We start from the raw sequence: 21,352 nt of genomic DNA on the forward strand, positions 1-21,352 counted from the left end.
AGATGCCTGTTCCACTAGAAAATTCATCTCTTGTGGAAGCAACAGGCAAGATGCCTGTTCCACCAGAAAATTCATCTCTTGTGGAAGCAACAGGCAAGATGCCTGTTCCACCAGAAAATTCATCTCTTGTGGAACGGGCATCTTGCCCGTTCTTGACAAGGGTCCAACATCTCAGTTTAAAATAACCGGGAGACTGAAATATAAATTTCAAAAAGTCGTCAAAAAACCACTGGGGAATCGCTGCATTGTTATAATCAAGTGGCAACTGATAAGCGTCGCTGTACAGCATCACTGCGAGGAGATATTGCATCTTCTCGGCAATTTCCCCTCCTTCAGCAAGTCTCGATGATAACTCCTGGACCAAACTTTGTTCTTCGTCAGTTAAAGTTTCATTCTTTAGGCCGCTATCTAGTAGCAATTTATGAGCTTTCCCCATGTCTTTCGAGTAAGCAGTTTCTAATTTTTCCGCTGGCAAATTCAGCCAATATTCAGCTAGCTGTTGGCGGTAGGGGCGCAGCGCGAGAAGAGGCTGTTTTGAGGGGAATTTCTTGTATTGATCGAGCATTGCTGACAATTCCGATAAACTCGGCTGGGTTCTCAATGCCAGCTTTTGGCGGATTGTCTGTTTGATTTGTTGATTCAGGAAACTGTAATCAGGACTATTTAGGAGTTTTTTGTAAAATCTGACTACATCCTTATGATTTTCCCCAGCCGCGAAGTTTTTCCAAGTTTGTTGTTCGGGATGAATCCGCAGGGAGGACAGTTTTTCGTCTACAAATCCGATGTGATAGTTCCCCATGATTCGCCACCACATATCTAAGTCTACATACTGAGATAATCCCGAATCAAATAATCCTATTTCTTCAAAGACTCGCGCGGCAATTAAGACGGTACTCGGTTCGCCAATTTTGTTGATGGGGTTGCTCAAGCACTTAGTATCTGCCAGTAATTCTTTTCCGGGCTGAACAGATTTTAAATTAGACCAACTTTTATGCAAATCTTTAATTGATTGGGAAGCTATCCGCAAAATCGGGTTAGATTCATCTTCAGCTATGGTGATGCCGCGCGGGGAGAAAACCATACCTATTTTGGGGTTGGGTTGGGCGATTGCGACCATTTTTTCAATACATTCTGGTGCGAGCAAGTCGTCTTGAAAGAGAAATTTAATGTATTGACCTGTTGCTTGGGATAGGCAAAAATTCCAGTTTTGTGATAAGCCGTAGTTGCGGTGCAGTATGATGCGGAAATCGACTGAGGTTTGTGATTGGAATGATTGGGCGATCGCAATTGTGCGGTCTGTGGAGCCGTCGTCGGATATAATCAGTTCTATGTTAGGGTAGGTTTGGGCCAAAGCACTTTGAATTGCTTCCCCAATAAATGCTTCTCCGTTGTATGTCGGAATACAAATACTAACTAAAGGTGGTGCATTTTTTACTGTCGCCCCCTGAGAGAACTTTTTCCGTATTCCGCGCTCCAAGCTTTTGAAATTATCTGTATTTTCGGCAATATATTCGAGACGGTTTTGAATTTTTCTCCCGACAGCTTGCGGATTCAGTAAAGTCTTAATTTCATCAGCAGCTATCGCTCCAATTTGTTGAGCTTCCCGGTAATTGTTAAAGACGTGCCGCATTAAATCAGCAGCGTGTTCCACATCCGCTTCGGCCCAAACATTGCCTTTTTTGTAAGGCCCGCAATCTTTCTCAATTGGGATTAACTTATACTTGACTAAATAGCTGTTGCCGAAATTCATAAATTCTGTATTTGATGAATAGCCGGTGGCAATTACGGGTTTGCCGTAAAACATGGCTTCAGCCATTGTTAAGCCAAATCCTTCGCAGCGGTGCAGGGATACATAACAGTCGCAATTGTATAGCAAACCGTTAAGTTTATTTTTGGACAAATAGCCGTCTAGATGTTTGATATTTGAATTATTTGCTATGGTTGAGTTTAAGGATGCTTGCGCCGCTGAAAATTGGTTGGAATTAGAAGATTTGATGACCAATAATACGCTTTTATCTTCCCCAAAAGCTTGTTTAAATGCTTGAATTGTCGCTAAAGTATTTTTGCGCTCGATGCGGCTGGAAAAGTCGAATACAAACAAGAAAATAAATTTATCTTTAGGTAAATTCAGTGCTTCTCTTTTCAGGGAAGGTGCGGGAAGAGCAATACTAGGCATGATTTTGATAACGGGAATGGGCGCAAGTGCAGAAATTGCCTCGGCGCAATAGTTACTATAAGTCCATATTTCGTGAAAGTGATTAAAGGCTGGCTGCCATTCTGGGGGAAATGCGGGAAGTTCCCAGGCCCAAAAGCCGATATTGTATTTGTTTTCAAAATAGCTGGAACCTGTATGTTTGATAAAGGTTGCAACTTCATCGGCGTTGACTTGAATTAAGTTTACGGGATAGGGATTATCTTGGCTAAAATTTTGATAGGTGGTGTCTTTCTTGCGGTGGGGACTGCGGGTAAAATTGTTGATGACGAAGGGAATCCCGGCGGCTTCGGCGGCTCTGATGTTTGCTCTGACACCTTCTCCTATGCCAAATTCGCCGCTGATGTAGCCGGCGATGTTAATTCCTAGACTTGAGTTCATAGTTTATAATGTATTTAGCAAATTGTTGGGTTTATTTTTGGGAAAAAAGCCGAATTAATTGAGATCCTCAATCGCGCTAAATGAGGGTATGGGTTGAGAATAAATTATAATTTTGCTCAATATTTGCTAAGATATAGCAATCCTTGTAGAATGGGTGAAAAAGATTAAGTGAACCGCAGAGGGCGCAGAGAACGCAGAGGAAGAGAAGAGAGGGAATAGAAAGGGTTGGCAACTGAAAATTGGGTGCTTGACAAATGTGCCGATCGCCATTGTATACTGGCATCGCAATGCTAACCTTCGGCTGGTTGTCTGTCGGCATGGGTTGCTCTGTTTTATTTTACGATAAACTAATCAGGAATTTTAGAGAAAGTGATCGATCGCGTCAACCACGACCTCTTGAAGCTGCTACCGCCGGATGCTAAAGTCATTGTTGAAATTGGCTGCGGTACGGGTTCGACGGGCGAACAGTACAAGCTGATCAATCCCCATTGTCAGTATATTGGCATTGAATGCGATCGAGAAAAAGCTAAAATTGCAGTCGATCGGCTAAACTGGGTGACGGTAGCCGATATTGAAGAAATTGCTCTCGAAAGTCTCGACATCGCCCCAGGAACCGTCGATTGTTTGGTTTTTGGTGACTTGCTACCCTATCTCAAAAACCCTTGGGAAGTGCTCAAGCAGTACAGTGCTTTGCTGAATCCAGAGGGGCAAATTCTCGCTAGAATCCCTAATGTTCAATACTGGCGGCGAATTGTCAATCTGTTGCGGGGACAGTGGGAGAATCCCGACAACAAGATGCAGCACTGGTTTACCCTAGAAAGTATTAAATCACTATTTGCTCAAGCCGGATTGCAGGTTTATGAATTTCAAGGGAAGGGACACAAAACCGAAAATTTTGTCCAGTTTCAGCAATTGCTGCATCCAATGGTACAGGCTTTAGAGCTAACATCGAGCAGTTTTGCTACGGAAACCGGTGCTGAACATTATATCGTGCGATCGACCAAATCGACCGTACCTGCGCGCAGACTGCTGATTCAGACTATCATTATGGCTCCTACAGGGTGCGATCGTGTGCGAGTTTTGGAACCGGACAAATTTAGCGCTACAATTCCCGGTGTCCGCACCGTATCCGCCGTGAAAACAGCAGAATTAATTCCGCCGCTGCTGGGAGAAGAAAAAGTCTTCATCTGGCAGCGGACAATCATGCAATATCCCGGCTATATTCCCCAACTCAAAGAACTGCTTAAACAAGGCTATTTAATAGTAGCTGAAATTGACGATAATCCCATTCGTCGCCGCGAATATGCAGATAATAATTACCTCAGCTATCGCGGCTGTCACTGCGTTCAAACTTCTACAGAACCCCTCGCCAAAATTTTGCGCCAATACAATCCAAATGTGGCTGTATTTCCCAATCACTTAGCTTATCTACCTCCGGCGCGAATTTATCCGACAGAAGATACAGTCACAATTTTTTTTGGTGCACTCAACCGCGAAAAAGATTGGCAGCCGATTATGGCAGCACTCAATCGAGTTTTAGTCGCACACAAGCACCGGATTCGAGTTAAAGTAATCCACGACCGAAAATTTTTTGAATCCTTGAAAATACAGCAAAAAGAATTTGAACCGTTTTGCAGTTACGAACGGTATCAAGAAATCATGTACAGTTGCGATATAGCTTTGCTACCGCTTGTTTCCAACCCGGTTAACGAAATGAAATCCGACTTAAAATTTATTGAATGTGCAGCGCGGGGAGTAGCGGTGCTGGCAAGTCCCACTGTGTACGAACATTCCATAGTCGAAGGTGAAACCGGATTGATTTATAGATATGAAAAAGAGTTTGAAACCAAACTAAATTCGCTGATTTCTGACACTTCTCGGCGCCGGAAAATAGCCGCGAATGCTTACCAATGGGTGCGGGACAACCGCTTGCTGTGCGGGCACTACCGGCAGCGCCGAGATTGGTACTTACAGATGCGGGACGAGTTGCCACGTTTAAATGCTGAGTTGCGCGATCGCCTGCCGGAGTTATTTGGTGACTAAGTGCGGTAAGATTTATAGGGTTATTGTGCGATCGTTCTGTTTTATTGTTTAATTTCTAATTGTTACTCCACACCAATGCGAATTCTATTCACTATTGCTCACTTTTACAATCCCAGTGGCGACGGGAAACACGCTTCCCAGCGAAATGATCCGCAACCACGACTAAATGCTTTAACCGCTTGCGTGACAGCGCTGCAAGCTTTGTACGGCAAATCTCAGTCCATGATTGACATTAGCGAATGTGCAACTATCCCAGCAAATCAATCTCAACAGCACGAAATTGACATTGTTGTTTGCACTACTCAAGGTTATCATCTGTTGCCTCAACTGCCAGTGCAGCCCAGATGTTTTATGCACCACGCTACCAAATGCGAACCGCTGCTTTTGGGGTTTGAGTGTCAAGCAGTTTTGCGAGCGTGTCTTAACAAATACGATTATTTCTGTTATTTGGAAGATGATTTAGTTCTACATGATCCGTGGTTTTTTAGTAAATTAAAGTGGTTTACGCATCACGGAGGAAATGGGAATTTGCTGCAACCGAATCGCTATGAAATAGCGCCTAAAGGCGCGGTTTTTAAAGCATATGTTGATGGTGATTTAGCAGACTCAGCGACTTCTCCGTTTCAAAATGTAGAGGAGCAGCGGCAGTTAACGGGAAAAATCATGGAACAAAAAATCGCTTTTGAGCGGGCGTTGAATCCTCATTCCGGCTGCTATTTTTTGAATGCGGAACAGATGGCACACTGGGCTAAGCAGTCTCATTTTTTGGATAGGGATACTAGCTTTATCGGCCCGCTGGAAAGCGCGGCGACTTTAGGAATTATGCGGACTTTTAGAGTTTACAAGTCAACTCCTGCTTATGCTAATTTTTTGGAGATTCAACATTTTGGAACGAGTTTTCTGAACTTGATTGGTAATAAGGTGAGGGTGCCGGAAGCAGAATGAGTTAAGATATTCAGGTAAGCTGCAATATTTGAGAGGTCGCATGACTCAGGCAACCGAAAAAATTGTCCTTCCCTCTCCTTTTCCCGACCACACTCAACTGCCAGAGGAAGACGGCACTTTTGTGAAGAATTTTCAGGAGCATCCCCAGAGTATTATTTTGACTGATTCGATCGGGTCGGTGTTGCAAGGGCTTCATCCCGATGGACAATATGCTATAGGGCAAGACTGTGGCATCTATTGGCGAGAAACTGACCCGCTTGAAAAGGGAGCAGAAGCTCCAGACTGGTTCTACGTGCCGAATGTGCCACCAACACTAGGAAATCAGATCCGCCGCTCTTACGTGCTGTGGCGGGAATTCATGGCTCCGATGATTGCTTTGGAGTTCGCATCAGGAGATGGTTTAGATGAGCGGGACACAACGCCACTATCGTACTCGGAAGTTGGAGCGACGCAAAGGCCTGGGAAGTTTTGGGTATATGAGCGGATCATGCGGATTCCGTTTTATGGCATCTATGAGATTAATAGTGGCAGGCTGGAAGTTTACAGTCTGAACAATGGGTCTTATCAACTGTTGCTTCCGAACGATCGCGGTCATTATCCGATCGCGCCAATGGGCGTAGAATTAGGACTGTGGCAAGGTAGTTATCAAAACCAGACACTGCTGTGGCTGCGGTGGTGGGACAGCGAGGGCAATTTGCTGCTGACAGGTACAGAACGAGCTGTTGTCGAACAGCAACGAGCTGTTGTCGAACAGCAACGGGCTGATGTCGAACAGCAACGGGCTGATGTCGAACAGCAACGAGCTAATACAGAAGCGCAAGCACGGCGGGATGCCATCCCTAGATTGTTGGCAATGGGATTGAATACAGAGCAAGTGGCTGGGGCGCTGAGTTTATCGGTAGAGGAAGTTACCCAGTATTCACCATCTTGATGTCGCTTTTTTAGGATTTATTTACAGGGGCCGAGAAACCGGGAGATTCGGTCAAAAACCCGGTTTCTTTTGTCGGAGTACGAGAGTCCTCAAGAAGTCAAAACATCGCCGATTTTAACTGTGCCGCTGTTGATAATTTTGGCTAAAACTCCAGTTTGTGCGTGACCGAATTCCTTTTGCAGTAAACTGAGTAAGGAAATATCCCGATCGCCTGTTTCTGGATTCACTTCTATATTGACACAGCGACCGATTCGTGCTGTAACTTCTATGAGCGCCGTGCCTAATTGAAACTGTTTTCCGATCAACTCAAATTCTGACCAAGCTTCCATGCCTTCTAGCACAATGTTCGGGCGAAATCGGCCCACGTCAATGTTTTGAAGAGCGATTTCTGTTAATTGGTCTAATGTGGCTTGACTGAGTAAAGAAATGTGTACGGGTTCTCGATCGGGATAACGAGTTTCGCCGCTGGTGTCGCCGACTAATTGCAAAGGTGCAAACTGCGGGTGTCTCGCTTCTTTTGTGGGTTCAATTGCTGCCAAATATTCTGTGAAAAAACTGCCGATGCGATCGCGCCCCGCTGCTGTGTTCGTTTCGGCCGATAACACTGCAACTCCTTCACGCTTGACTGTTAAAACGGCCGTTTCCGGTTGATAATCACATTCTAAAGCTGCTAACAAAGGCCAATCGTTTTGGACAGCAAAATTTTTTTTGCTCATCCAAGGCATATTTTGGGCTGGCATCTTTGCAGCTTCCAGATTATCTGCAAACATTAAGGCAAAAGCTCGATCGCCCTTAATTCCGTGTCCTTCTGTTAAAGCAAACTCCGACATTTCTTGCGGTGTCAGCCCTTTAATTGGATAAATAAATAACTGTTTTATTGTTGCTAATGTCATAAATTTTTCCGAAGTTAGTAAAATTTAATATCTTGCACCCTTGTCAATAATCCTTTTTTGAACAGGCAAGATGCCTGTTCCACAAGAAAATCTACTCTTTGTGGAACAGGCATCTTGCCTGTTCCGAAGTTAGTAGAATCTGAGATCTTGCACCCTTGTCAATAATTTTTTTTTGAACAGGCAAGATGCCTGTTCCACAAGAAAATCTACTCTTTGTGGAACAGGCATCTTGCCTGTTCAGCGAGAATAGTGCAAGATGTGAGTAGAATTGGACTTACGCAGAACCTATATATGTAGGGTTCCCCGCAAACTTTGGAGAAATAGAAGCTAATTCACAAACATTAATCAAATTGCTATAAAAACCCGATTAAGCTAGCAATTCATAGCGGCGGATATCGGGAGGCCCAACGGCCAAACCGTCTAATTTCTGCACTGCGGCTTGAATGTGAGTTGAACCGAGATGTAGTTCCAGCAAATCAGCACTTTCCCACTCTTCAACATAGGTAAAATCTGTGGGATCGGCTTGATTTTGCAGGAGTTCGTATTTGATGCAGCCTTTTTCTTTGCGAGTTGGTTCTATAATGCTCAGCAGCAGAGATTTAAGTTCTGCTACTTTGTCGGGAAAGGCGGCGAGGCGGGCGACTACTCGCAAGGTTGTTTTGGACATAGGAGAAAAAGAAACAGATATGACGATCGAACTTACCGATTTTTACTTGGCAAACTCAGCAAAAGACGATCTTACTTAAAATAACCTAAAGAGATCGCGCGGTCAATCGATTTTAGATTTTAGATTTTAGATTTTAGATTAAAGAATTGCAGCATTGACTTGCGCGAGATAAATTCCGGGGGCAAGTTTCATCGGATACAGGTTTTTTATTTCTGGGTTCTGAGTCTGCTTTCGGAATGAATCACGTGGCGGGTATCCTGGATGCTTTTGGTCAACCGCAGTAAAATCAGTCCTGGACGCACTCAAGTCTCAGAAACCCGGTTTCTTGCCAAATTCTCCGTTAGCAACCGCAGAGCGTCGTAGAAACCGGGTTTCTTGAGATATTTTGGTAAATACCGGAGGCACTCAATCTTTGGGATAAAATCGCTTGTTTTCTGTAGAATATTCCCAGGCGAGATCCTCCGGGTCTTTTTCGCGGCTCCACTGAGCAAACTCTGGCTTAAGTTTCCACTTGCCGATCGTACTTGCGTGAACTTTGAACCTGCGAGATAGTTCCGTCTGGGTAAAAGAGATTTTGGGCTTTTGAGGAGTCTTGGTTTGAGCAATGGGGAATAAATTTGGTTTTTTCTCTTGTGTTTTTTCCCGATTTGTGGGAGGCTCTTGAACAGCTATTGCCGCATTAGCTGTTTCGCTTTGATTGACAGTTGGAGCTATTTGAAAATAATACAAAATTCCGCCTTGTTCCGTCACTTCAAAATCTGCGGCAAACTCAGAGGCTCGTTCGTCGAGATACTCTTGAACCTTTTCTCCGGGCAGTTTTGCATTCATCGCCAAATCCAAAGCCGTAACTCGCCCTTGATTTTCCTTGATCAACTTGTAGAAAACCGAGTCTAAATGAGCGAGTTTGTGTTTTTGCTGCTGCTGATAGAGCTTGTAAGCCCAAGCAATGCCCGCTGTGGTGGCGATCGCCCAAAACATCCTTCCCGACTCGAAACTGGCAACCGCCGTCAAGGAAATAGGCAAAAGCAGGGTAAGATATCCCCAAATGCTTCCCTTCTTTAGGTTATTGCTGTTTTTGACCATAGTTCCTAAACAGGTACGTAGTTTAGCTTAGTAGAGCGTGTCTGAAGGCCGCGAAAGTTTTTCGACAGTCGATATATCGGCTAATCGCTGACACACCCAAAAACGGATACTGTGCCGCGTACACTCGCCTTGTGGACAATCCCTAATTTTAGACCAAAGTTCCAGCTCCTTTGATTCAATGTCGCAAGTAAATCGAAAATCGAAAATCGAAAATCGAAAATCGAGTGACGCACTCTACTATAAAATCCCAGAATCTACTTTTTTTGCAACCGAGGGTTCATGTACTTTTTTCGCAAACAGATTGCCATCCTCCTGATAGTTGTTGCTTGCTGTACGCTGACGGTTAGTTGCAGCGAGAGTCGAACTGTCCAGTGTACTAAATTTACTGAAATTGTCAACAAAGGCAACGCTCTCATTGATGTTGATAAAGACAGCAACGATGCTGCAACGACCGACAACTTAGCTAAAAATTTGAACCTGATAGCGAATGAACTTGAGGAGCTGCAAATAACAGATTCAACCCTCAAAGAAATTCGGCAGCCATCGGTTAAATCCTTCCAGGAAATTAGTCAAGCACTCGGCGACATAAGCAAAAGTCTTCAGGCTGCAAATCTCGCTTCTACAAGTATAGAAGGTCGAGAGCAAATCCAAACAGCTCAAGCAGATATTATTAGAGCCGGCCAACAGGCGAATCAAGCAGCCGCCAATCAAGACGCTTTGACTAGCAAACTGATTAATTATTGTAAGGGCGATCGCTAAAGGGTAAGAGTTTTGAATTTTGAGATGGCCGCGCAAACCCCAACAACGCACAGCGGGTGAATGAATTTGAGGAATGCGTCGCCTTCACCTACTATCTACCCCTTTGCAATGCGAGCATCTCAGTTTTGCATTTACAGTGCGAGCGTCCCCGCTCGCGTATTGTACAATACGCGAGCGGGGACGCTCGCACTACAATAAAAAAAATGCTTTTTACAAAACTGAGATGCTCCCTTTGCAATTACCCAATTTAGTGATGAATTTCTAGATTCAAAATATAGCGACCGAGTTGCACTTTCTCCGACCACAACTCGTATTCTAACTGCAAGTGATCCGGTTCCGGCTTCCCTGTCAGCGTCAAGTTGCGAGTGAAGTTGCGGAGTCGCAACTGTTCGGGAGTCGCCAAGGATTCACCCTGAAGCCAATAACGGCTCAGGCCGTACATTCCTCGTTCCCAGCAGTGGCGGTAACTGTATTTGCCGTTTCCTTGCATCGTCATAATGACTCGATAGGGCGAAACTTCTAGCCAGAGCAACCGGGGTTTTGTAGTTGGGGGTAAGATTGTAACTTGCTCGGCAGATTCGTTGGAACCGTCGGAAAATTCGCGATCGATTATTGCTGGTTCGTGCAACAACAAGTGAAAGCGCTCCTGGTCTTTTTGATAAACCGTAGCAGCGGTTTCAACGACTGACCACAAAGGTAAATCTGTGGATACCAGCGATAAACTTACAGGCTTGCGGTGATGGGTCAGCATAAATAAAAGTTTAGGAGTTGTGGTGGATCGGGCGGTTTGAGATTTGAGATTTTAGACTTTAGATTTTAGATGGGCTGGGTTCCAAATTCCGGAGCTTTTGCTTAACAAAATGAAAAATCTACAACTCGCTCTCGAAAATCTAAAATTGTTCAGTCAAACTTCAATCATCTGGTCGATAACTCAGAGCCGGACATGAAATCTAAGCAGATACACGGATAATATTTGTGAAATTAATGTGAAATCCGTGCCGTTGCGTCCGCACTCCCGTGTCATCGAGAACTGACAGCGGAGTCTGCGGGCGAGTTTAATCAGCCTTTAAGTTAACCGGACACATTGGGAAAAAACCCGCACGCCGTACAAAAGACGACTAACTTAGGACTGAGAAAAAGGTAGGATAGCTAACGCCATCTAATCCTAGTTTATCTCAATGCAAGCTGACATTATAACTACTACGCTTCTTGACAAAACTCAAACTTTAAGCATTCAAAAACCGGCCTCGGGCTTGTCGCTGGTGGGGAGGATTCGAGTTCCCGGCGATAAGTCGATTTCTCACCGAGCTTTGATGTTGGGTGCGATCGCCCAAGGTGAAACTACTATTGAGGGACTACTTCTAGGAGAAGACCCCCGCAGCACTGCTAAATGTTTCTCGCTCTTGGGAGCCAAAGTTTCTGAACTCAACGCGGAACGGGTGAGGGTCCGGGGCGTCGGAATTGGCGAGTTAGAGGAGCCTGTAGAAGTCTTGGACGCTGGCAATTCCGGCACGACGATGCGGCTGATGTTGGGAATTTTAGCCTCTCATCCGGGCCGTTTTTATGCGGTAACGGGTGACAGTTCTCTGCGATCGCGCCCCATGTCGCGCGTCATTAAACCGCTGCAACAAATGGGAGCGCAAATTTGGGGACGAAAAAGTAATTCTTTAGCTCCTTTAGGGATACTGGGACAGCAGTTAAAACCGATTCACTACCATTCTCCGATCGCCTCGGCTCAAGTTAAATCTTGCATATTGCTCGCCGGTTTGATGGCAAGCGGAGAAACTACAGTCACAGAACCCGCTCTGTCGCGGGATCACAGCGAGCGGATGCTGCGAGCGTTTGGAGCCCAATTGAGCGTCGATCCAGAAACTTGCAGCGTGACAGTCACTGGGCCGACACAACTGCAAGGGCAGAATGTGATTGTACCGGGGGATATTAGTTCGGCCGCATTTTGGCTAGTTGCTGGGGCGATCGTCCCGGGTTCCGAGCTCGTAGTCGAAAATGTCGGCGTCAACCCCACTCGTACAGGCATTTTGGAAGCTTTGGAGATGATGGGCGCCGACATTGAACTGCAAAATCAGCGAGAGGCGGCTGGGGAACCGGTAGCGGATATTTTGGTTCGCAGTTCCGGCCAATTGCGGGGATGCACCATTGCTGGCGACTTAATTCCCCGACTGATTGACGAAATCCCGATTTTGGCGGTAGCGGCGATCTTTGCGTCCGGTACTACAATAATTCGAGATGCGGCCGAGTTGCGGGTCAAAGAGAGCGATCGGCTGGCCGTGACTGCTGCAGAACTCAACCGCATGGGAGCCCAAATTTCCGAGTTACCCGACGGTTTAGAAATTACCGGGGGAACTCCTTTGACCGGCGCGGATGTTGACAGCTACACCGACCACCGAATAGCGATGAGTTTGGCGATCGCAGCGCTCAACGCCACAGGTATTACTAACATTCACCGGGCAGAAGCCGCTGCCATTTCCTACCCCGACTTTACCGCCACTTTGCAACAAGTTTGCCATCCAAATTGAGAGCGGGTATAGGGCATTGAGCATTGGCAAAACAGGGCATTGGGCATTGGTTGCTGGTTATGTGTTATCGGTGATTGGTAGACACTCACAAATAACAAATAACCAAGGACCAATGACTAATGACTAATGACTTCCTCTAAGAATCTTTACCTACAACTTGTTCTTTTAAAGAATCAATTTCCGTTAACAACTCTTGGCGATCGGAAGCCTTGAGCAGATAGCGGTAAACAAACCAACCCGTATATCCCATGCCAATCAACTCAAAAACTGGAGCTACCAAAGGGACATCATTAAGAGCACCTAAAACTCCCAGCATTACCTTAATACTAATACCGCCTGCCAGAATTAAACCAACAGTTATGAGGGGCTTTTGGTAGTCAGCAAAAAAATTGGATAGATAGGCTGGGAGTTCCGACAAAATTGTAAGAACTTGGTCTTTAATATCTTGGAACTGGCTGGCCGGTGTTTCTGTGGTTGTCACTGTAGTCATGACCCCCGGTTGGTCAGCCACCAGGTCTACTGTGACGATTTCAGTGACTGTTTGTGCGTCGTCAGAAAAGTTAGCTTGTGTCATTGAATACTTCCTCCGTTGTCAGGTAAAATTGCAGGCTGTGAATTGCTGCCAGTATAATTCTCCGGCAATTAGCACAGCATCCCCGCTGCAGGGACTAATTGATGAGACTAAGGCAGAGTTTCACAAATTGCAAGCAAAAATAACGATATGACTTGATTTTAAACAATTTCCCTCGTTGCCAAATCGCTCTTTTGACTCATTTTTTCACTCGATCGAGGTCGATTTGATTCGGGCAAGGGCGTCCTTGTTCAAAGTCGGTGATATTGCCGATCGTGGTTTCGGCGATATTTTTCAAAGCTTCCTCGGTGAAGAAAGCTTGATGTCCGGTAATCAGGACGTTGGGGAAAGTCAGCAAACGCTGAAAAACGTCGTCTTGAATGACCTGATTTGACAAATCCTCAAAAAACAGATCCGTCTCTTGTTCGTACACATCTAAGCCGAGGTAGCCAATTTTACCCGACTTCAGCCCTTTGGTAACAGCTTTAGTGTCAATCAACTGACCGCGGCTGGTATTGATCAGCATCATTCCCGGTTTCATTTGCTCGATCGCCTCTGCACCGATTAAATGGTAAGTTTCCGGTATCAGCGGACAGTGGAGGCTGACAATATCAGAGGCGGCGAAGAGTTCCGGGAGTGCGACGTATTCCATGCCTAGGGCGAGGCAATCCGGGTTTTGGTAAACATCGTATCCCAGCAGGCGACACCCGAATCCCTGCAGAATTTGAGCAGTAATTGCGCCAATTCTGCCTGTTCCGACGATTCCCACCGTTTTGCCGTGGAGGTCAAAACCCAACAAGCCGTCTAGGGCGAAATTGCCTTCGCGGACGCGGTTGTAGGCCCGGTGGATTTTGCGGTTGAGGGACAAAATCAGAGCGACTGCGTGTTCGGCCACTGCGTAGGGAGAATAAGCAGGAACTCGCAGGAGAGTTAAGCCTAAATCCTTCGCTGCTGCTAAATCGACGTGATTGAATCCGGCCGATCTCAGGGCCAGCAAGCGGACGCCTTTTTCGGCAATGCTAAGCAGCGTTTTCGCGTCCAAGGAGTCGTTCACGAACGCGCAGACTGCCGGAAATCCAGCAGCCAAAACGCTGGTTTCCAGGTTCAGACGCGGTTCAAAAAAAACTAAATCGTGTTTGCCGCCGACATTCGCTGCTTCCAGAAATGTGCGATCGTAGGATTTAGTGCTGAATACGGCTACCTTCATGATTTTTGCCTGCAAACCCAGTAATAGTGGGAAATTCTTTCCCGATCAACTCTAAATTTTACTAGAACGCCGTTGCCTCTGCCCCAAACAACCCACTTTCCATGAGAAATATTGAATTTCGTAACAAGAGCCTCTCTCAAGAAACCATTTTTTGAGCTTGAGGGCAACTCCTGCTTAATTTTTTGAATCCAATTGCTTAGACTGTAGTAAAGCGCGAGCATTAACTGCTAATTTTTTAGGAGAAACTCAGATGCGTAAACAACTCAAAACTATAATTTAGGAAATTTTAGAAACGTCAGACTCAAGCAATTTATACAGTTTAGCAGATGATGTTTTTATAACTTGTTTAATTCTGATAAACGTCGCAGCTTTTATTGCTTCTACTTCGCCCACATTGTCGCCAGAACACACATCGCTTTTGGCAAAAATCGAAATTGTTTCCTCCTTAGTATTTACAATAGAATATATTTGGAGACTGTGGGTGTCTACAGTCGATCGCAGATACAGCCACCCGCTTTGGGGAAGATTGAGATATGCTCTGACACCGCTAAGTTTGATAGATTTAATTTCCATCTTACCTTTTTACTTCTTGCTGTTATTTCCTAGTTTCAACTTCGTTAATTTAATTCGTGTTCTGCGCTTGTTGCGGTTGCTAAAACTGAGCCGTTATTCTGAGTCAATCAGAACTCTGGGAGCAGTATTGTACGATAAAAAAGAGGAGTTAATTGCCACCGCCTTTGCAGTTTTTATTCTGTTAATATTTGCCTCTAGCGTCATGTATTTTGTTGAATACGAGGCGCATCCCGAAACTTTTGCGAGCATTCCCGATGCAATGTGGTGGGGAGTTGTGACCTTAACTACTGTCGGTTACGGTGATATTTATCCAATCACTCCTTTAGGGAAATTGTTAGGAGCAATATTAGCATTTTTGGGAATTGGAATTTTTGCGTTACCTGCGGGGCTCATTGCTGCAGGTTTTTCCGAGGAAGTCCAAAGGAGAAAGCAGGAAAGAATGGCGGCAAATTTAGAGCAATCTGCGAATTGTCAATCGGTCAAAAGGCTGGCGGAAATCGAGGTCGGCTTTGACCAAAAGCAAAGGGCGATCGCACTTCACATCGAAAGTTCATCAGAGTTGATGAAAATGTGTGTTCAAACGGCAAAACAGAAGTTAGGAAGTGAGTTTCAAAATGAACAAATTATTTGCGATTTAGCTATTCACCTGTACAATGAAGCAGTCCGCAAATTCGAGCTGTAATTACAGATATATATTGCCTGTAATTGCCACCCAAGCGTTACCATCGCTTGTGGTTAGTTATCACTGCTTTATGTAATGACTAATGACCAATGGCTAATTACCAATCTGGCGGCAAATTGTAATATTCGAGAGTTGATTTATCTGCCAGCAAATCTTGGGTTTTTCTGTCAATTTTAATCTCACCATCCGCCAAAACTAACGCCCTTTGAGTCGTTTTTCCGATCCAATTCAAATTATGAGAAGCGATCAAAATTACCTCGATCGGCAATTGGGACAAAACCTTAGCCAAGTGACGCCGCCACGAGGGATCGAGTCCGTTGGTCGGCTCGTCTAAGATCAAAATTGCCGGCTCTAATGCTAAAATTGCTGCCAAGGCTGCTAACCTTCTTTGGCCTCCTGAAAGTTCGTGGGCCGAACGGTTGGCAAATTCTACTAAACCAAATTCGTCTAATAGCGATAAAGCTCGATCGCGCGCAACTCCCGGCGGCACTCCGTAATTGCGCGGCCCGAACATGACATCCTCTAAAATAGTCGGCATAAATAGCTGATCGTTAGCGTCTTGAAAGCAAAATCCAATCTGCCTGCGCGCCTGCGATAAAGTGGCCTCTTCCAACTTTTTTCCCTGCACTCTAATCTCGCCCGCTTGAGGCATTTTTAATCCGATCAAGTTTTCGAGCAAAGTGCTTTTACCAGCACCTGTCAGGCCGAGTAGAGCAACTCTTTCTCCCGGTTGCAAACTAAAAGAAATTCCCCGCAATACTGGCTTTTGAGCGGGATATCCGAATACTAAATTTTCTACTTCGATTGTTGGCACGGATTTGAGTATAGTCAATTTTTATTTTCCTCGATTTTAGGATTAAGAGTATTTAACCGCCGAGAGCGCAGAGGGCGCAGAGAGGGGAAGGGAGAAGGCAAAAGGTAGAGGAATGAATTAATCAATTACCAATTCTACTCGTTCACAGGCTCTGCCTGGGAACGCAGATCGGGAGGCTCTGCCTCCAATTTTCCTCCGCAAGAAGCGAGGCAGAGCCTCTGGATATGGATTCCCAGGCAGAGCCTGGGAACCAGTTAAATGCCCAATGCCCAATTACGAATAACCGTAAGAAGCTGTTGTTAATCCGGCTGCGATTAAAATTGCTAGTGTCAGCCAGAGTCGCTCTTTTGGTGTTGATTTTGAGTCGGCAGGTAAAGCTCCTTGATACCCGCGAATTAGCATGGCTGCGTGTACTCTTTCTGCCCGATCGAGACTTCGCAAATAAAGCGCTCCGATCATGGAAGCACTGGCGTAGCGCAGCCATCCTCCGGTACCGGACAAGCCCCGGAGTTGGGCTGATATTTTCATGCGGTTGACTTCGGACAGCAGGATTTCTAAGTATTGTCCTGTTAAAAGTACAATCTCTTGCAAACCTGCTGGTAGGGGTAATCCTTTGAGGGCGATTCCGAAACTGTGGGGTGGCAAAGTTAGCAGAAAACTGTTCATAATTAGCAGGCAAATTAGGGAACGCAGCAACAAAAAACTGGCACGTTCCCAACCTTGGGGCAGCACTAATAAGGAGAGAAAAATCAATTCTGCTCCCAACAGTTGCGCTAGGGTTCGCACCGGAGCCCTGAGCCAAAACGACCAAAAAAGTGCGATCGCCCCATAAATCCCCAGCCACAGCCAAGCGCCTGTCTTCATAAAACCAATGCCGATGACCATTGTCAAAGACAGCCGCAATCGAAAAGGTATGGAGAGTTTAGACATCTTTAGGTTTTACCACCAACTGAGCAATCCCAAAAGCCGCGCCGAAGCTGAAGGCAGACCCTAAAAGTCCAGCAATGCTAGTACCAATAGGCTGTTCTTCTAATCCTTTAACTGTGTAATCTGCTAAAGGAGTAGGATTTTCGATCGCCACAGCTTCTTTATCTTTAAAGCCGTATTTTTCCGCTACCGAATCTAACCCGTCGGGCCAACTTGAAGCGAACAGTGAAAGCACGCCCGAAATTAATAACACTCCGATTACTGGCACTACCCATTTCTGCAATTGTGGCTGTTGTCCCGGCAGTAAATCCGGCCGTACTTTGACGAGATAAGTTAACACGCCGCCTGTAATTACCCCTTCGCCAATGCCAATTAAAATATGTACGCCTACCATTGCTGGCAATGCGATATTGAGCCCTACTGTACCAGAAATTGCCAATTGGATCGCCACACTAATCGAAGCAGCCACGACGCTGAGGCCAGCGGCGATGCCCGCGGCTAGGGGCAAACGATTTCTGGAACCTCCCAAGAGTTGCTGCAATGGCTGCAACAGCCACCAGCCCACCCAAATGCCAACTAGCCCCATGTTAAAAATATTGGCTCCCAGGGCGGTGATGCCCCCGTCAGCAAACAAGACGCTCTGAATTATAAAAACCGTGCTCATTGCCAAAGTTGCCGCCCAAGGGTTCCCCAAAACGACGGATGCCAGCGCTCCTCCCAACAAGTGGCCGCTGGTGCCGCCGGCTACGGGAAAGTTGATCATCTGGGCTGCAAACACGAAAGCTGTGGTTAAGCCCATGATTGGGGCTTGTCGGAGTCCCAGACTCGCGCGGGTTCGATTCAGGGCAACTGCAATTACTGCTGCACTTGCTATGCCGGTGGCAACGGCTACTGGCGGTGAAAGAAAACCATCAGGTATGTGCATTGATGTATCCCAAACGAGAGAAGTTCCAGCCCTTTAGTCAACTATTTTTCACAAAAATTTACCATCCCCTGTGGGGGTATTTCTGGGATCGAGCGATCGGGGGATTGGTGGCGGGCGATCGCTTATTGGATATAGATTACCGCCTCACGGGCACAATTTTGAGGATGAGAAATTTTACATTAAATAATCCTGAAGAATTATTCGGATATTTTACAGACAGCCTGCACATTAAAGCTTTTTGATAAGAATTATCAATATTTGTTTAGCGATTCAACTCCAAAATTGTATTCACCGTCCAGCTAAAACAAGAATATTAAAAAAATATAAAGAATATACTGAAAATCTATCATTGGTTTTATTCTCAACTCTTGAGAATAAATTGCATTAAGTTTTTGACTACCGCAGCAGTGAAATTAGCAGATAGCTAGTCAAAGCCAAAGTATTGCGTGTTATAGAAACTAAAAAGAGCGATTTATTGCGACTCAATATAGTTAGCAGTAGGTTTGCAGTTGTCGATCGCGCCAAAGTGCGATCGATCGGCTTGGCCCGCACGAGCTGCATTATCAAGAAACTCAAAATACTAATGCGCTTATTCTCAAGTAATTTCCCGCACAACCTACAGGAGGTTTGCCAGTGGTGCAGCACTCACCCCAAGACTCAACTACCGATTTAGTTCCATCTGAATTTCCCAGACAGTTAGATATCGCTCAAGTTTCTATCTACGGACTGAGTTTTTTATCGGCTAGTATGTTTCTGTTTTTACCTTTAGTCAACCTACTGCATCCCAGCCATTGGCAACGATTGATGGGAACCATTCACGGCTTAGGCGCAATGTTTGCAATGGTAGTGATGGTTTACACGGGACATTTAGCTTTCCCCTTGCTGCGGGGTGCCGGTAAAATCTTGCCGCAAATGCGTACATTAGCCTTTTGGTCATCTATTTTGAGCTTTTTAGCCATAGCTACCGGCAATTGGGCTTATATGCGTTATCGGGCCGGCCTGGAATTTGGCGGAGCACGGGCTTGGCTGAAAGAAAACTCGCCTTTAGGGCAGTATGTTTTGATGGAATATCACGAGTTTAGCGTCCTATTTACCCTGCCATTAGCAATAGCTTGCACCTGGATTCTGTGGAGTTACGGCGATGCAATTTTAGAAAAGCAGAATCGCCCGGTTTTAACCGCAACCTGTGTAGCTTTGATGGCGCTAATGTTTTTTTCAATGGGTGGCATGGTAAGTGGAATTGGCGTTGCTAAAATTCATGCTTTGTAGTCAGCATTTGCCAATTATCAACTATCAATCGAGCGACTCTCAACTCTCAACTCTCAATCGATTGACTCTCAAGGCTGGGTGGCACTGCCCCTACCAACTATCAACTATCAAAGGAGATTTGTGAAATGACCAGACAATTATCCCGCCAAAGTCATGCGGGTGATGAACCTTTTTACGGAAAATTTTGGAGCAAATTAAAACACTTTCCTAACGGTTTAGCTGAGGGTTCGGCAACTGCGCCTAGCGTTTCGGGCCCAGCAGCCGCAGCAATAGTGAGCGCTGCTATTGGTTGTTTCACAATGATGGTGAGTCACCATTTAGGGGACACATCCAAAGAGATAAACGAAATGCTTTGGAACCTCGGTAGTTGGATTCCCGGAAGCAAGACTAATGATGAATTGTGGGGCAACATCGGCAGCTATACGGGCAAAGAAACTATGTTGCTTGTCGGTTGGCTTGTCAGTTGGCCAATTCTGCATCTGCTGTGGAAAAATCAGCAGATTAAAAGTCGCACCATATTTTTCTGGATGTTTGCTTTGTTAGTTGCTGCGACAGCTATGTCCTGGCATCCTCTCTTCCCATATTTGCCCTTAACTTAAGTAATGCGAGGTTTGATGATGGAAACAAAAAATAAGCCGATCCCAGCCAGGGAGATGCACAAAATAGTTTGGATTAGTATGGGAGTTTTGACTCTTTTCTTTGTCACTTTTCCTATCTCAATGTGGCGCGTCAGCCAAAAAGAAAAGTTTCTCGGTTCCCACGTCAAGTCTTTGACAATCGAGGGGCAAAATCCCCCTAATGCTGTTGCTAATGCTGTTGCTAAGGGACTGGCCCAACCAGCTATTGCGAGTAGCAGTGCGCTTCCGGCTGCAAATAATTCCTATTTAGCGGTTGACAGCCAAAAAAAGCTGCCTGACAAGTCTCCAGAGGTTGTACCTTCCACTAATACGTCTACTGAAACGGCTATTGCGAGTAGCCCTACAGATAAGACTGTCCAAGCTGTACCTGTATCAGCAGGCCAGCAGCAAGTTCAGGCGGTGGATGGAACAAATCAGACAGCAGAAATTACGGATCGCGTAAAACTAGATGAGCTAGCTCTAAAAGTCTACGATCGCATCGATCGAAGTTGGCAAACTAGCCCTACGTTCCATCAAAATCTAGTCTATCGAGTCACTACAAGTCAAGATGGGGCGATCGACAATTTCGAGCCCCTCAATCAACCAGCCAAGGATTACACCCAAGAAACTCCTTTGCCAAATCTGCTCAAATCTCCCGAAACTAGCAGCAACAGTGCAGCACCAGTCGCTAAGTTTACTGTAGTGTTTGCTCCTACTGGAACCTTAGAAGTTAACCCCTAACTCAGATACAACATCTCTCCGGTAAGGTGCGCCATCCGCACCTTACTTTTCATTTTTAACTTCAATGTGATATTATAAACAGCGCCCTCTAAGGCATTCTACATCTAAAACAACAAATGAAAGAACTTGACGAAAAAAAAACTCAGGAACTGCTATGCACCATCATGGAATGGGAACTTGCAGGTGTCGTGCGCTATACCCACTATTCACTAATGGTGACAGGGCCAAACCGGATTCCCATCGTGCAGTTTTTTAAAGCACAAGCAACGGAATCCCTACTCCACGCCCAACAAGCAGGAGAAATTCTCACCGGTTTAGAGGGGCATCCCAGTCAGAGAATTGCTCCCATCGAAGAAACCTACAAACACTCCGTGAAAGACTTATTGGAAGAAAGTTTAAATCACGAGAAAAAAGCGCTCAAAAAGTATAAATCTTTACTTGACGTTGTGACTGACTCCAGCGTTTATTTGGAAGAATATGCCCGCAATCTAATTGGACAAGAAGAATTGCACCAAGTAGAACTGAAAAAAATGCTGCGCGATTATAGTTGATTTAATCATTAGTTAGTTGTTATTGGT

General features: G+C 45.4%; 22 protein-coding genes. 11 read left to right on the forward strand and 11 right to left on the reverse strand.

The window, feature by feature from the left end; translation table 11 throughout:
• Positions 1-2,593, reverse strand: a 2,593-nt coding sequence (locus QT992_RS14275; RefSeq protein ID WP_333377141.1) for a glycosyltransferase, incomplete at its 3' end; no start/stop codon positions are given.
• 369 nt (positions 2,594-2,962) lie between these two features.
• Here QT992_RS14275 and QT992_RS14280 point away from each other — a divergent pair.
• From QT992_RS14280 to QT992_RS14290, 3 genes are all read left to right on the forward strand, one after another.
• Complete coding sequence (locus tag QT992_RS14280) at positions 2,963-4,636, forward strand: methyltransferase domain-containing protein (RefSeq protein WP_333342814.1); 1,674 nt, start codon at positions 2,963-2,965, stop codon at positions 4,634-4,636.
• 75 nt (positions 4,637-4,711) lie between these two features.
• Positions 4,712-5,581, forward strand: a complete 870-nt coding sequence (locus QT992_RS14285) for a calcium-binding protein (RefSeq protein WP_333342815.1) — start codon at positions 4,712-4,714, stop codon at positions 5,579-5,581.
• A 40-nt stretch (positions 5,582-5,621) separates the two neighbouring features.
• Positions 5,622-6,512 carry a Uma2 family endonuclease gene (locus tag QT992_RS14290; RefSeq protein WP_333313532.1) on the forward strand — a complete coding sequence of 297 codons (891 nt, stop codon included), beginning with the start codon at positions 5,622-5,624 and terminating at the stop codon, positions 6,510-6,512.
• 89 nt (positions 6,513-6,601) lie between these two features.
• Here the strand turns inward: QT992_RS14290 and QT992_RS14295 are convergent, their stop codons facing one another.
• From QT992_RS14295 to QT992_RS14305, 3 genes are all read right to left on the reverse strand, one after another.
• Positions 6,602-7,405, reverse strand: a complete 804-nt coding sequence (locus QT992_RS14295; RefSeq protein WP_333313530.1) for an MOSC domain-containing protein — start codon at positions 7,403-7,405, stop codon at positions 6,602-6,604.
• Between the two features lie 367 nt (positions 7,406-7,772).
• Positions 7,773-8,072, reverse strand: a complete 300-nt coding sequence (locus tag QT992_RS14300; RefSeq protein WP_333313528.1) for a putative quinol monooxygenase — start codon at positions 8,070-8,072, stop codon at positions 7,773-7,775.
• A gap of 405 nt (positions 8,073-8,477) precedes the next feature.
• Positions 8,478-9,155, reverse strand: a complete 678-nt coding sequence (locus QT992_RS14305; RefSeq protein ID WP_333289218.1) for a hypothetical protein — start codon at positions 9,153-9,155, stop codon at positions 8,478-8,480.
• Positions 9,156-9,434: 279 nt separating this feature from the next.
• Here QT992_RS14305 and QT992_RS14310 point away from each other — a divergent pair, with 279 nt between their 5' ends.
• Complete coding sequence (locus QT992_RS14310; protein WP_333342816.1) at positions 9,435-9,914, forward strand: hypothetical protein; 480 nt, start codon at positions 9,435-9,437, stop codon at positions 9,912-9,914.
• A gap of 247 nt (positions 9,915-10,161) precedes the next feature.
• Here the strand turns inward: QT992_RS14310 and QT992_RS14315 are convergent, their stop codons facing one another.
• The gene (locus QT992_RS14315) at positions 10,162-10,665 is read right to left on the reverse strand and encodes a hypothetical protein (RefSeq protein ID WP_333338857.1); all 504 of its coding nucleotides are present in this window, start codon (positions 10,663-10,665) and stop codon (positions 10,162-10,164) included.
• A 427-nt stretch (positions 10,666-11,092) separates the two neighbouring features.
• Here QT992_RS14315 and aroA point away from each other — a divergent pair, with 427 nt between their 5' ends.
• Positions 11,093-12,448, forward strand: coding sequence for a 3-phosphoshikimate 1-carboxyvinyltransferase (gene aroA, locus QT992_RS14320; RefSeq protein ID WP_333338855.1), 1,356 nt, complete (start codon positions 11,093-11,095; stop codon positions 12,446-12,448).
• A 136-nt stretch (positions 12,449-12,584) separates the two neighbouring features.
• Here aroA and QT992_RS14325 read toward each other — a convergent pair whose 3' ends face one another.
• Both QT992_RS14325 and QT992_RS14330 read right to left on the reverse strand, forming a co-directional pair.
• The gene (locus QT992_RS14325; RefSeq protein ID WP_333313520.1) at positions 12,585-13,022 is read right to left on the reverse strand and encodes a CAAD domain-containing protein; all 438 of its coding nucleotides are present in this window, start codon (positions 13,020-13,022) and stop codon (positions 12,585-12,587) included.
• A 196-nt stretch (positions 13,023-13,218) separates the two neighbouring features.
• Positions 13,219-14,226, reverse strand: a complete 1,008-nt coding sequence (locus QT992_RS14330) for a 2-hydroxyacid dehydrogenase (RefSeq protein WP_333313518.1) — start codon at positions 14,224-14,226, stop codon at positions 13,219-13,221.
• Between the two features lie 373 nt (positions 14,227-14,599).
• On the opposite strand from QT992_RS14330, the gene QT992_RS14335 reads away from it, so the two are divergent.
• Entirely contained in the window at positions 14,600-15,481 is an 882-nt protein-coding gene (locus tag QT992_RS14335; protein WP_333377162.1) for a potassium channel family protein, read from the forward strand.
• Positions 15,482-15,578: 97 nt separating this feature from the next.
• On the opposite strand, the gene QT992_RS14340 is transcribed toward QT992_RS14335, so the two are convergent.
• The 3 genes from QT992_RS14340 to QT992_RS14350 all read right to left on the reverse strand — a co-directional run bounded on the left by QT992_RS14340 (position 15,579) and on the right by QT992_RS14350 (position 18,147).
• Positions 15,579-16,313: an ABC transporter ATP-binding protein gene (locus QT992_RS14340; protein WP_333313516.1), complete on the reverse strand. Its 735-nt coding sequence runs from the start codon at positions 16,311-16,313 to the stop codon at positions 15,579-15,581.
• A 255-nt stretch (positions 16,314-16,568) separates the two neighbouring features.
• The gene (locus QT992_RS14345; RefSeq protein ID WP_333313515.1) at positions 16,569-17,225 is read right to left on the reverse strand and encodes an energy-coupling factor transporter transmembrane protein EcfT; all 657 of its coding nucleotides are present in this window, start codon (positions 17,223-17,225) and stop codon (positions 16,569-16,571) included.
• The gene (locus tag QT992_RS14350) at positions 17,218-18,147 is read right to left on the reverse strand and encodes an energy-coupling factor ABC transporter permease (RefSeq protein ID WP_333313514.1); all 930 of its coding nucleotides are present in this window, start codon (positions 18,145-18,147) and stop codon (positions 17,218-17,220) included. Before QT992_RS14350 ends, QT992_RS14345 begins: the two co-directional genes overlap by 8 nt.
• Between QT992_RS14350 and QT992_RS14355 the strand changes: the two genes are divergently transcribed.
• Positions 18,147-18,389 (forward strand): hypothetical protein, encoded by a 243-nt coding sequence (locus QT992_RS14355; RefSeq protein ID WP_333377143.1) that lies wholly within the window; start codon positions 18,147-18,149, stop codon positions 18,387-18,389. The genes QT992_RS14350 and QT992_RS14355 overlap by 1 nt on opposite strands.
• Positions 18,390-18,543: 154 nt before the next feature.
• Here the strand turns inward: QT992_RS14355 and QT992_RS14360 are convergent, their stop codons facing one another.
• Positions 18,544-18,708 carry a hypothetical protein gene (locus QT992_RS14360; RefSeq protein WP_333313510.1) on the reverse strand — a complete coding sequence of 55 codons (165 nt, stop codon included), beginning with the start codon at positions 18,706-18,708 and terminating at the stop codon, positions 18,544-18,546.
• A 72-nt stretch (positions 18,709-18,780) separates the two neighbouring features.
• Here QT992_RS14360 and QT992_RS14365 point away from each other — a divergent pair, with 72 nt between their 5' ends.
• The 4 genes from QT992_RS14365 (at position 18,781) to QT992_RS14380 (ending at position 21,325) form a co-directional block, all read left to right on the forward strand.
• Positions 18,781-19,416 carry a hypothetical protein gene (locus QT992_RS14365; RefSeq protein ID WP_333313509.1) on the forward strand — a complete coding sequence of 212 codons (636 nt, stop codon included), beginning with the start codon at positions 18,781-18,783 and terminating at the stop codon, positions 19,414-19,416.
• A 125-nt stretch (positions 19,417-19,541) separates the two neighbouring features.
• Positions 19,542-20,015 (forward strand): hypothetical protein, encoded by a 474-nt coding sequence (locus QT992_RS14370; RefSeq protein WP_333256361.1) that lies wholly within the window; start codon positions 19,542-19,544, stop codon positions 20,013-20,015.
• Between the two features lie 15 nt (positions 20,016-20,030).
• Positions 20,031-20,774, forward strand: a complete 744-nt coding sequence (locus tag QT992_RS14375; RefSeq protein WP_333313507.1) for a hypothetical protein — start codon at positions 20,031-20,033, stop codon at positions 20,772-20,774.
• Positions 20,775-20,890: 116 nt separating this feature from the next.
• Positions 20,891-21,325, forward strand: coding sequence for a ferritin-like domain-containing protein (locus tag QT992_RS14380; RefSeq protein ID WP_333313504.1), 435 nt, complete (start codon positions 20,891-20,893; stop codon positions 21,323-21,325).
• The last annotated feature ends 27 nt before the right edge of the window (positions 21,326-21,352 follow it).

The sequence above is a fragment of the Microcoleus sp. T3_D1 genome (genome assembly GCF_036700405.1).
GTDB lineage: Bacteria > Cyanobacteriota > Cyanobacteriia > Cyanobacteriales > Microcoleaceae > Microcoleus.